General features: G+C 36.8%; 13 protein-coding genes. 3 read left to right on the top strand and 10 right to left on the bottom strand.

Translation table 11 applies throughout. From position 1 onward, the window contains the following. Nucleotides 1-149: 149 nt before the first annotated feature. The gene (locus ACQKII_RS00960; RefSeq protein ID WP_427455454.1) at nucleotides 150-1,283 is read right to left on the bottom strand and encodes a CAP domain-containing protein; all 1,134 of its coding nucleotides are present in this window, start codon (nucleotides 1,281-1,283) and stop codon (nucleotides 150-152) included. Between the two features lie 148 nt (nucleotides 1,284-1,431). On the opposite strand from ACQKII_RS00960, the gene ACQKII_RS00965 reads away from it, so the two are divergent. Both ACQKII_RS00965 and ytvI read left to right on the top strand, forming a co-directional pair. Further along, entirely contained in the window at nucleotides 1,432-1,797 is a 366-nt protein-coding gene (locus ACQKII_RS00965; protein ID WP_427455456.1) for a YugN family protein, read from the top strand. Between the two features lie 231 nt (nucleotides 1,798-2,028). Then, a complete protein-coding gene (ytvI, locus tag ACQKII_RS00970) occupies nucleotides 2,029-3,093 on the top strand; it encodes a sporulation integral membrane protein YtvI (protein WP_427455458.1) in 1,065 nt (354 codons plus the stop codon). A gap of 13 nt (nucleotides 3,094-3,106) precedes the next feature. Here the strand turns inward: ytvI and ACQKII_RS00975 are convergent, their stop codons facing one another. The 7 genes from ACQKII_RS00975 to cyoE all read right to left on the bottom strand — a co-directional run bounded on the left by ACQKII_RS00975 (nucleotide 3,107) and on the right by cyoE (nucleotide 9,699). Further along, nucleotides 3,107-3,568, bottom strand: a complete 462-nt coding sequence (locus ACQKII_RS00975) for a DUF420 domain-containing protein (RefSeq protein WP_143997524.1) — start codon at nucleotides 3,566-3,568, stop codon at nucleotides 3,107-3,109. 35 nt (nucleotides 3,569-3,603) lie between these two features. Continuing rightward, nucleotides 3,604-4,533 carry a cytochrome c oxidase assembly factor CtaG gene (gene ctaG / locus ACQKII_RS00980; protein WP_427455461.1) on the bottom strand — a complete coding sequence of 310 codons (930 nt, stop codon included), beginning with the start codon at nucleotides 4,531-4,533 and terminating at the stop codon, nucleotides 3,604-3,606. A 158-nt stretch (nucleotides 4,534-4,691) separates the two neighbouring features. After that, complete coding sequence (locus ACQKII_RS00985) at nucleotides 4,692-5,036, bottom strand: cytochrome C oxidase subunit IV family protein (protein WP_107923188.1); 345 nt, start codon at nucleotides 5,034-5,036, stop codon at nucleotides 4,692-4,694. A 1-nt stretch (nucleotide 5,037) separates the two neighbouring features. Continuing rightward, nucleotides 5,038-5,664 carry a cytochrome c oxidase subunit 3 gene (locus ACQKII_RS00990; RefSeq protein ID WP_427455463.1) on the bottom strand — a complete coding sequence of 209 codons (627 nt, stop codon included), beginning with the start codon at nucleotides 5,662-5,664 and terminating at the stop codon, nucleotides 5,038-5,040. Continuing rightward, nucleotides 5,664-7,550, bottom strand: a complete 1,887-nt coding sequence (ctaD, locus tag ACQKII_RS00995) for a cytochrome c oxidase subunit I (protein WP_427455465.1) — start codon at nucleotides 7,548-7,550, stop codon at nucleotides 5,664-5,666. Before ctaD ends, ACQKII_RS00990 begins: the two co-directional genes overlap by 1 nt. 41 nt (nucleotides 7,551-7,591) lie before the next feature. After that, the gene (gene coxB, locus ACQKII_RS01000) at nucleotides 7,592-8,680 is read right to left on the bottom strand and encodes a cytochrome c oxidase subunit II (protein WP_427455467.1); all 1,089 of its coding nucleotides are present in this window, start codon (nucleotides 8,678-8,680) and stop codon (nucleotides 7,592-7,594) included. 101 nt (nucleotides 8,681-8,781) lie between these two features. After that, a complete protein-coding gene (gene cyoE / locus ACQKII_RS01005; protein ID WP_427455469.1) occupies nucleotides 8,782-9,699 on the bottom strand; it encodes a heme o synthase in 918 nt (305 codons plus the stop codon). A gap of 336 nt (nucleotides 9,700-10,035) precedes the next feature. Between cyoE and ACQKII_RS01010 the strand changes: the two genes are divergently transcribed. Further along, nucleotides 10,036-10,959: a COX15/CtaA family protein gene (locus tag ACQKII_RS01010; RefSeq protein WP_427455471.1), complete on the top strand. Its 924-nt coding sequence runs from the start codon at nucleotides 10,036-10,038 to the stop codon at nucleotides 10,957-10,959. A 47-nt stretch (nucleotides 10,960-11,006) separates the two neighbouring features. Here the strand turns inward: ACQKII_RS01010 and ACQKII_RS01015 are convergent, their stop codons facing one another. Both ACQKII_RS01015 and ACQKII_RS01020 read right to left on the bottom strand, forming a co-directional pair. Then, nucleotides 11,007-11,177 (bottom strand): hypothetical protein, encoded by a 171-nt coding sequence (locus ACQKII_RS01015; protein WP_427455473.1) that lies wholly within the window; start codon nucleotides 11,175-11,177, stop codon nucleotides 11,007-11,009. A gap of 16 nt (nucleotides 11,178-11,193) precedes the next feature. Then, nucleotides 11,194-11,724, bottom strand: a complete 531-nt coding sequence (locus tag ACQKII_RS01020) for a TetR/AcrR family transcriptional regulator (RefSeq protein ID WP_427455475.1) — start codon at nucleotides 11,722-11,724, stop codon at nucleotides 11,194-11,196. Nucleotides 11,725-11,766 lie beyond the last annotated feature (42 nt).

Below are 11,766 nucleotides of genomic sequence, written 5' to 3' on the forward strand. Positions count from 1 at the left end.
GTTGTGACGAAAAATATAGACGGCTTAAGAGTCGCTTGCTACGCACTAATTGAATGAAACACGGTAGTCCGGGATGCAAAAAATTTCCAGATAGGAAATATGACATTAAAATAAGAGGTTGTCTTATATGCAAGACAACCTCTTTTCCATTATTGAATATTTTGATTTGAATCTGCGTCTGAAATATCTTGTGGTTCTTCGATATCTTTTATTTCACCGTTTACATTCTGCTCAGTCGGTTCAATAAAAATTTGTGTATAGTAATTTAAAAAAACACCTGACCCAACCAGCGAATATTTATCGTTTAAAATTACTTTACGGTGTTCTGGGGAATTGAGCCAACCATGCATCGCCTCAATAGCATCGAAATAAGCAGTTGCTAGATTTTCATTTGCTTCATTATAGGCAATTTCATATGCCTCCAATCGCTTTTTCAAATCACCATTTGTTGGGGATTCATGTGAGATAAAATTTTGCACTTTCATATCTTCACTATGCAGCCTTGCTACTTCATCTAATGCATCATCCATTGCTAATGGTGCTAGATCATGATGAACTCTTGTTACATTAATTAAATCATCAAGCTGTACTCCACTAGCCAAGTTAATATCTTGCTGTAAAAACGAGGACGGTGGTGTAGGTATAACTAACTCGCCTTGATAAATCATTTCGTACGGTTGATGTAGTACAAGCGTCTCGCTATCTGTAAAGCGTATACCTTGTAATTCACTGGTTTCTCCATCTATATAAAGCTGTGCATAGAGTCCATCAAACTTTACAAGTAATCGTGTCTGCATATCTTCCTCACTCATCGAGAAAACGAAAATATTTTCCCCTACATTAGCAGCCACTTCATAATCAATTATTGTCATTCGATAAATTTCATCACGCTTCTGACCAATTTTAAATGGTGCTGCATCCAAACCATCACCAGCTATGTATACTTGTGTCACAATATTATTTTGCACACCAACCATAAAAAATGAAGAAACACTTGTCTTATAAACCCACCATTCATAGCCAAATGAAGATGGCTCTTTCCTTGCTGGTTCACCATATTGTTCCAGCACTATTTGTGCTCCCTGTCCGACAAGTGTCGACATACCACTTTGTGGACGAGTCATTGCCCCCTCTTCAGGCTGCTTCAGCTCTGTCTTCGGGATAACATTAGAATTAGTATTTGGGCCTTCGAGTGGTTCATTTTCTCGTGCAGTATTAAAGAACATAAAGCCGATAAAAGCAATTGCTAGACATACAATTAAAATGCGAAATAAAGCTTTCATACACGACCCCTTTTCATCACCATTAATGTATTTTATTATATCAATTGTAATCGTGTTGACACAATGTTGTCATTGCAACAATGTCGAATATGCTCTATTATAAAAATGAGCGTATACTATGTACGAAAAGCTAAAGGAGGATTATTAGATGTATTTTGAAAATACTAACCTTGAAAATTTAACAGCTGACCAAGAACTAATCGAAAGCGTTATGAATAAGAACGGTCTTGAATGTGACGGTGGCTGGGATTACGAACGTATGACTTTCGATCGTCGTTTCGATACTCGTGAAGGTCGTTACTACCTACGCGTATTCGCATATGCTAAATCTGGTGATGTTGGTGCCCACGATGCAGTTTTAACTTTAATGAAACCAGCAATCGGTAAATACTACTATCCACATGGGGTTGAGTATGGGGAAGATGAAGTTTACCCAGCGCACCTTGTTAAAAAATGTGAAGAGATCTTAAAAAAAGTAAAATTAGATTTAGAAGCTTATGAAGTTCGCGTCTAACTTATAATAGGATAGACAAAACATTTAATTCGTATGTCGGCAAAAAATAATTATCATCAAACTATGTTTTTAATAAAAGTTTAGTAGATGGTATTCCAACATTAGGTTGGCTACGTGCATGAAATACCTAGAAGCTTTGAAAAGACTGGTGGTCCAGTCTTTTTTATTTTGAGTAAAATAATTTTTTCTCCTCATACTAACTATATCTTTCAAATGATGTAGGTGAATTTAATGATAGAATTTTTCAAAAGGCCTTTTTTTCGACATCCAATAGTCGTCATCGCTATTGGAATCATCATACTGTGGTTCATGTCCTTATCTTTACCAGTCTTATTTGCCTACGTTACGGCACTACTACTAGAACCTGTCATCTTCCGCATCAGCAAGCGTTTTCGAAAAAAGCGAAAAATTGTCGTTTCTATTTTCTTTTTATTCTTTTTTTTCCTAACTCTTATCCTATGTATTCTTGCAGCATTTATCAGCTGGAAACAATTTTCATCTTTTTTACTCCATATTCCAGACTACCTCAATCAATTATCAGCGCTTTGGATTCAAATTCAATCAAAACTAGCCAATTACACTTATCATCTGCCTTTAGAACTCGTTGCACAAATTCAGCTCATCATTGCACGTGCACTTTCATCCATTGAAAAATTTGCTTTTTCTTTAACAAATGTAAATGTTTGGTCATCGTTAATTACACATCTATCTTCACGTTTGTTTGATATATTCGTTTATTGGATTGTTCTCTACATGCTACTGTTAGAATTACCTTCTATTAATCAAAAAATTTTGGCGCCAATTCCCTTTCATCATCAACAAAAAATAATATTTATCGGCCAGCGAGTCAAGATTGCTTTATTTGGATTTATGAAGGCTCAATTCTTTGTCGGTATTTGTATTTTCACAATCGCTTTAGCCGCCTTTTTTTTATTAAAAACGCCATTTCCTATTATTTTAGCACTGTTACTCGTTATCTTAGATATAATTCCTTTTTTAGATTCGTTTATATTACTTATACCTGGGGCAATTTACAAAGCATTTACAGGAGAATATGTTTTTGCTATTTCCTTGCTTGTACTAACGATTGTACTTTTTTTAGTACGCCGAATGATCGAACCAAAAATTATCGGAGATAAAATTGGGCTATCTTCCCTTTCAACATTTATAGCGATGTTTATCGGTTTTAAGATATTTGGGTTTCTCGGTATTTTAATAGGACCTTTACTCGTTGTCGTTGTACTTTCACTATTTAATCAATCGGACATAAAAAATCCCCCTCCTTCTCAAAAGTAAGGAGGGAGATTTATTAAAATCCTAAAATTGCTTTTATAACTGACGTTGTTTCACCTGGTTCAAACAGGATATACAATAACATGTACACCATAACACCTGTAATGGCTACGAAGAACCAAATAATACTCGTAATAGGGCCAATTCGACGGTGAAGTTTAATCTTTGTTTTCAAACCCGAAATAATACTTACAATACCGAATACAGCTCCCACTGTCGCTAGAGTAATGTGGAATATTAAAAAGAATGTGTAATACGGTTTTAAATCCTCACCGCCACCAAACGCAGTATTCCCAATAAAGATTGTACGTGAAGCATAAATGATAAAGAATATAAGCGCAGCAGCACCAGCAGCTAACATTACTTTTTTATGCGCTTCTACTTTCCCCTTCATGATTAAGCCCCAACCGATTGCTACTAGTACCGCACTAATGACGATAAATGACGTACTAATAGTAGGCAAAATTTGTAATTCCATGCACAAAACTCCTTATACAATGTAAATTTATCTTTTTACAGCTGATGTTGATGTTCGCTTTCCCATTTCTGTTGGTGTGCCTTTAGAGCATCTGCCGTAATTTTATCAGGATCTTTTTGTTCTGAGCGATACCATTTTGTGAAAATAGAGGCAATTAAAACACCAAAGATAAGCTCTTGCAATATTTTCATAAGAACGCCGCCAAGTTGTTGATCCGCAACAGGCTTCATATCTGTAAATATCTCTGGTCCCGACAAAGATAAGCCAGACAATGTAGAAGCTGGTACACAAAGCTCCATTGCTTTTAACCAAGCGTCACCATTTGTATACGTTTCATACATCGCGTTTGGAGCAAAAATAATTAAAGCACATGCAGGAGTAATTAATACCGCGTTTGCAATAATATAGGCTAACTTATACAAAGGCTTTATTTGAGAACTTTCTGGCATCTTTTGAATTAATGGCCAGTACATTAAAACAGAAGAAACAAATAATACAAAAGTATATGTACTATGTAATGTCTCATTTAATTTAATGTAGTCTAAGACTGAAGGCAAGTGATAAAAAGAAAATAGACCGATAAATACAAATATCGCAACAACCGGTAATGTTAAAACTCTAAATAAAGGTTTTACAACTGGTGCCTCAATAGCAACCTTCCATACCCACCATGGAATCCCTTTAATAATGAAAATCGGCACAAGTAAAAGTAATATAGCCATTTGCACCATATGCATTGTAAACATAATATGTGCCATTAAATCTATAGGAGATCCTTTAATAATATAAATCGTTACCATTGCCAAAACGAAGTATATTGCCTCTCCTCTTTTCAATGGCTCACTTACTTTAAAATCTTTACGCCATTTCGTAGTTACTAAAAAATAGATAATTGTTATGAAAACGAGAACCCCTATTAAATACGGGCTCCATAAAGCTTGAAAACCAAATATACTAAGTGGCATACAGTACGCACTCCTTTAAACTTCAGTACCCCTATTATAAAATGCTTACAGCTGAACTGCAATGAACGAAAGGTGAACAATTTACTATCACCTAGTCTTCTCTAGTATCCAACGAAAAAAGCACGTCTCTACTAAAAGTAGAGAACGTGCATTTCTGGTTACCACCAAATGATTGTTAAGAATGCTAAGAAGAATGTAAATGCGATTAATATACCCATCCACATGAAGAAACCAATTACTCCACCGAAGTGAGTTTTTTTGTCTTCTAAGTGCATGAAAGCGTAAAGTTGAAGAACAACTTGAACACCAGCAAGCAATAAAACGAACGGGAATATTAAGTATTTAGAAAAATCAGCTGCAACTACTGCGAATGCGATGAATGTTAAGAAAATCATGATTGCAAAGTTGATTACTTGTTTACGCATATGAACGGCATTATGATGACGATCATACTCGTATTGCGCTTGAGACTTAGCAACTACAGGTGTATCGTGTGATGACATATTATCCGATCACTCCCATCAAGTATACTACTGTAAAGATAAATACCCAAACTACGTCGATAAAGTGCCAGTATAGGGCAGCAACGAAGAATTTAGGCGCATTGTACAGGTTAAGACCACGTTTAGCATTACGAATAAGTAATGTTGTAATCCAAACTAATCCTAACGTTACGTGGAAACCGTGTGTACCTACTAGCGAATAGAACGAAGTGGCGAATGCAGATTGGTTAAAAGTAAAACCAAGATGCACATAGTGATAAAACTCATAAATTTCAAGGGCCAAGAAGCCAAGGCCTAGAAGTAAAGTGATAGCTAACCAAGTTTGCATACCTTTGTAGTTAAAGTTACGCATATGGTAAATTGCATAAACTGATGTAAGTGAAGATGTTAAAAGTAACATCGTCATTGCAAAAGCTAACGGTAATTCAAATAAATCTTGTGTTGTGAACTCCATGCCAGCTGGCCCTTTGTTCTTAAGTGCTAAGTAAGTAGCAAATAAACTTGCGAAAAGTACAACTTCACATGCAAGGAAAATCCAGAAACCAACGACTTTATTTTTACCTTCTAGCGTTGCTTGTTCAGGATGATCTGGCCAAGTATGAGGAGTAAATTTAGTATTGAAATCCATTATTTATTTCCTCCTTTGCCATAAAGTTGTTCTTCAATTTCGATAATTTCTTCCTTGTGTAAGTGGAAGCCGTGATCATCTTTAACAGAACGAACAATCATTGCACCAAATGTAATTGCAAGACCAATGATTAATACATAGATTGACCATGGCTTATCTGTATCCGGATTATAAAGTGCACCGAATGCTGCGATAAACATACCTAAAGAAATAACGAATGGAATTGCAGAGTTGTTTGGCATATGAATATCGCCAAGTGGCTCAGCATATGTCATACCCTCTTTGTTACCTTCTTGTTTTTCAATCCAATAAGGGTCTAATCCACGCACAAGTGGAGTTTGACGGAAGTTATAGAATGGAATTGGCTGTGGAATAGCCCACTCTAATGTACGTCCATCGCCCCATGGATCGCGACCTGCTGGTTTACCTTTGATAGACATTAAGCAGTTGATTACCATTAAGATAACCCCTACACCCATCAAAAATGCACCGATTGTAGAAATATAGTTAAATTGATCCCAACCTTGACCTTCCATGTAAGTGAATACGCGACGTGGCATACCCATTAAACCTAAGAAATGTTGAAGGAAGAACGTTAAATGGAAACCGATAAAGAATACCCAGAAAGTAATTTTACCAAGCGTTTCGTTTAACATACGGTTGAAGAAAATTGGCCAGTAGAAGTGTGCTGAACCAAATAAAGCTAATACGATACCACCTACGATTACGTAGTGGAAGTGAGCAACGATAAAGTAAGAATCGTGTAATTGGTAGTCAAGAGGAGCAGCTGCTTGCATTACCCCCGTAACACCACCCGCAACGAATGACGGGATGAAACCAAGTGCATAAAGCATTGGTGTCGTAACTTTAATAGATCCGCCCCAAATTGTTAAGATCCAGTTGAATACTTTCATACCTGTTGGAACGGCAATAGCCATTGTTGCAACAGCGAAGATTGCGTTAGCTGTTGGCCCAAGACCAACTGTGAACATGTGATGGGCCCAAACCATGAAACCTAAGAAACCAATTAAGATTGTTGCGAATACCATTGAAGAGTATCCAAATAAGCGTTTACGAGAGAACGCTGGAATAATCTCAGAGAATAAACCGAATGCTGGTAATACTAAGATATAAACCTCTGGGTGTCCGAAGATCCAGAATAAGTGTTCCCAAATAATTGTGTTACCACCCATTGTATGGTCAAAGAAGTTACCACCGAACATACGGTCAAATAACATCATTAATAAACCAATTGTAAGTGGAGGGAATGCGAATAAGATTAATGCACTTGATACAAGTGCTGTCCATGTGAATAATGGCATACGCATGAACGTCATACCAGGAGCACGCATTGTAATAATCGTAACGATGAAGTTAAGACCAGAAATTAATGTACCTGCCCCTGAAATTTGTAAACCAAGTACATAGAAGTCAATACCATGTCCTGGAGAATATAAAGATAATGATGCATAAGATGTCCAGCCCGCATCAGGAGCGCCACCCATGAAGAATGACAGGTGAAGGAATACTGCACCTAGGAAGAATAACCAGAACCCTAAAGAGTTAAGGAATGGGAATGCAACGTCACGCGCACCAATTTGTAATGGTACAAGCATGTTCATAAATGCGAATAATAACGGAGTCGCAGCTAGGAATAACATTGTCGTTCCGTGCATTGTTAATAATTCATTGAAAAAACCAGCTGAAACGAAATCGTTATTCGGTTTCATTAACTGAATACGCATTAATAACGCTTCAAAACCAGCGATAGCGAAGAACAATGTACCGGCTAGTAAATACATTACTGCTAACTTTTTATGGTCAACAGTTGTAATGTAGTCCCAGACAGCTGCTCCAAAGCCCTTTTTCTGTGTGTATGAGCTCACAACTCTTACCTCCCTCAAAGTTTGTTACATAAAACTTAAAATTATTTCTCTACTGATAAGCCCATGATATAAGTTGCAAGAGCTTGAATTTCTTCGTCAGATAAGTCGCCATAGATTGGTGCAGTACCATCAGGATTCATCATTAAGTTACCTGGTTTGTATTGTCCAGGATCCTTAATCCATGCTTGTAAGTTTTCTTCAGTGTGCTCTAAGAAACCAGCAACACGGTTACGGTCACCAAATGTCGTTAAGTTAGGACCTACTCCACCTGTTCCGCCTACTCCCGATACAGCATGACAAGCTAAACAGCTGTTAGCAAATGTTGCTTCACCAAGATCTGTAGATGCTTTGTCAGCAGTTTGTCCTTCTGTAGCTTTCATTGAAGCCACCCAAGCATCAAACGCTTCTGGGCTTAATGATTTTACTTTAAAGTCCATTAATGCATGGGAAGGACCACATAACTCAGCACATTTACCATAAAATACGCCGTCTTTAAGGTCTTTCGATTCTTTATCGAATACGAGGTAGAATTTGTTTAAGTTTTCTACGTTTGTATCCATCTTACCGCCTACAGCAGGAATCCAGAATGAGTGCTTAACATCGGCAGCTTTTAAGTTAAAGTAAACTTTTTGGCCTGTTGGTACAACTAATTCTTGTGCAGTTACGATACCTTGGTTAGGGTATTCGAACTCCCACCAATATAATTTTGCAGTTACATTTACTGTAAGAGCAGTTTTATTACCGTTTTCGTCTACCTCATCCATTGCAGCAACATCTGCAAATTTATAAGTAGCCGTAACAACTGGTACAGCAATAATTAATAATAAGATTATTGGAATAACTGTCCAAATCACTTCAAGAGTGTGACTTCCTTCTACTTGCTTAGGAATTACGTTTTCTCCGACTTTAGCACGACGGAACTTAACGAATGCAAGTAAATAGATAACTGATACTATTACTATTACTAGCGTCATAATTCCTGTAGTTAACAGTAATAAATTCAATTGCTCTTTACCTACTTCACCAGATGGTTTCAGTGCAGAAATGTATTCTTCACCACATCCAGAAAGGAAGACCATCATCACTGCTAGAAGTGAAAAAAGACGCCATTTTTTAAGCCCTTTCATCATAGCTTAATTAAACCCCTCTTTCTTTGTTGTATTTTCATGTGTACCTAGGACATTGGTTCTGTCTATATGAATTCTTTAGGGAAAAGAAAGAATTCCTGAAATTAGCTAAATACCGCAAATATAATGATGGATACAAATAGAATGGTCATATGATTCAACGAATAAATAAACATTTTATTTGCCCACTTTATATCATCTTTTGTGGTAAAGCCCTTAAGAGCTAGTATTACCCAACCCAAGTTCAATGCAGTCGCAAGTATTAAGAATCCATTTCCTAGCTCTGTTAAAAGGAACGGTAACGGAAATAATAAAAGAATCCAGAAAACCATTGAGTACTTTGTTCGTTTAAATCCTTTTACAACAGGTAGCATGGGAATATTAGCCGCACGATATTCTTCGGTACGTTTCATAGCAAGTGCATAAAAATGCGGTGGTTGCCATGCAAACATGATGAGAAATAAAGCAAGTGCTCCTGAACCAAGTGCAGGTTCAACTGCTGCGAAACCGATTATTGGCGGAATCGCGCCAGAAATACTTCCTACAACCGTGTTACTAACATGCTTCCTTTTTGACCACATTGAGTACAGAACGACATAAGCAAATATCCCTACTAGTCCCCACATGCCGGCCGCAAATGATGCCGCAAATAACAAAATTTCACCTACAATTAAAAATGAGAGGGCAATGGTCAATACAAAATTCGGCTTGAATCTACCTGTTACTGTCGGTCTTGCTTTCGTTCTTTTCATAATCGGGTCAATATCTTGATCAATGAAATTATTCATAGCACCCGAACCACCGATAATTAATGCCGCACCCAGCATGGTGCAAAATATGACATCAAGCTCTTGCAAGAAATGTCTACCGGTAAACTGAAATGCCAACCACATCCCTGTAAACGTTGTGACAAGATTCGAGTTAACGATTCCAATTTTAATCAGTGCTAAGAAATCTTTTACAACAGATGTTGTTTGTGGTTCAGTATTTCTAGTAGCCGTCAGTGTACGACCGTTTGACATGTTACCTCTCCTTTCATTTTTGTAAGCATATTCCGCTAACACTAACTATAGCGAAATTTGCGATTGATTTCTAGACGTTTAGTGAAATTTAGATGAAGTTGTAAAAATTAGCTTAGTCTAGAAATATAATTAAAAACAACATATCTATAGTAAAACATTTTCTAAAATGAATTGTGAAGGTTAAAGCACGAAATTATGAACAATTTGTGAAATGGAATCGACATCTACTACTCCCTCCTCATTACAAGTTGTTTTTTAAACGTATTTTAGATATTATCTAGTAGCAGAAACATTACGTTCATGTAATGTTGACAGATAAAGTAGGTGACTCATTTTATGCAACACAACAGGTATATGAAGTGGTTTGCTGTTGCTGCTACTGTGGGAATGCTCCTTATTTTACTTGGAGGGGCACTCGTTACAAAAACAGATAGTGGCTTAGGCTGTGGCCGAAACTGGCCCGATTGCAATGGTTCTCTAATTCCAAAAGAAATAACACCAGAAGTATTAATTGAATTCTCGCATCGTCTTGTTACAGGAGTCGTATCACTTTCAATTCTTGCCTTAACAATTTGGACGTGGCGTAAACTCGGTCATGTTCGAGAAGTAAAATTTTTAGGTTTCTTAGCCATGTTCTTCTTAATCGCACAGGCCTTCATCGGTGCAGCTCAAGTACTTTGGGGACAAGGTGATTTCATCCTTGCTCTGCATTTTGGGATTTCACTTATTTCCTTTGCAGCGGTTCTCCTTCTTTCTATGATTGTATTTGAAGTAGATCGAAAATTTGATGCTGATAACGTATTTATTGGCAAAAAGTTACGTTGGCATACGATTGCTGTCACAATTTATTCTTATTTAGTTGTTTATACGGGGGCACTGGTACGCCATACAGATTCGAGTCTGATATGTCCTGATTGGCCATTTTGTTACAACGAAACACCATTTGCACTTCCAAACAATATGTACGAATGGGTGCAAATGGGACACCGCCTTGCAGTACTCATTATTTTCATTTGGGTTACATACATAACATGGCACGCTATAAAAGAATACAAAAATCAACGCGTTATTTACTATGGTTGGATAATTGCCTTCATTATTGTTATTCTACAAGTTTTAGCTGGTATGTTAGTAGTCCTTACTAGATTGAATCTTACAGTCGCTTTATTGCATTCATTGTTTATTTCACTATTATTCGGTCTGCTGTGCTATATGATTATGCTAGTAGCACGTAGTAATTTTAATGAGAAAAGTAAATGATTATAGAAAAGATTCGACACAATAACGTGTCGAATCTTTTTTCATAATTAAGCTTTGATTTGCCTTTTCATTACTTCTGAACCAATCGCACCTACAATTAAAATCCCAAATGATACAAGAGCAAGATCTATAAAAAATGTAGTAAATGGTATGTCGAAAAACCGACAAATTGCTGTAATAATACGCCCCGCTAATAATAATAAACCAATAATAAGCATTTAGTTAAATATACTTTTAAGCATGCTTCGTCCCCTCTACTTTCATTGCTGTTCTTATAATTTCAATTACTTCTTCACTATACTGCTGTGCATCAATTGCGAGTGATTTCCCAGTTGACATATACTCACCTATCGACCTTTGAATTACTTTCGCCATCACATTAACGGGACTAACCTTAAAATCCCCTTGTGCTTTACCAATTTCCAACACGCCGCACAACGCTACTAGTAGCGAATCATCTCCATCATCTGGAAGCTTATAATACGGCATGCCCTCTTCTGTACGCGCATTAAATATAATTTCTAGCAAGGCCACATTATGCTTAGGATGTGTTGCTTGATACGCAATGCTCGCTTCGATAAATCTTGCAAGTTGTGCATTTGGCTCATTAGATTCGAATGTTTTCGTTAAAATAAAGGTTGCAGATTGTTCTAGTAGTGCTTGCAAAGTTTGATCAATCAAATCTTGCCGATCTGCAAAGTGATAGAAGATAAGTGCAGTACTAATAGAAGCGCGCTTTGCAATTTGTGCTAAGATTGACTTCACATATAAAATATCAATTAAAAATAGAAAAAAGGTTATTAGGAC

Origin of the sequence: Lysinibacillus sp. NPDC048646, from assembly GCF_050272295.1 — a bacterium.
Lineage (GTDB): Bacteria > Bacillota > Bacilli > Bacillales_A > Planococcaceae > Lysinibacillus.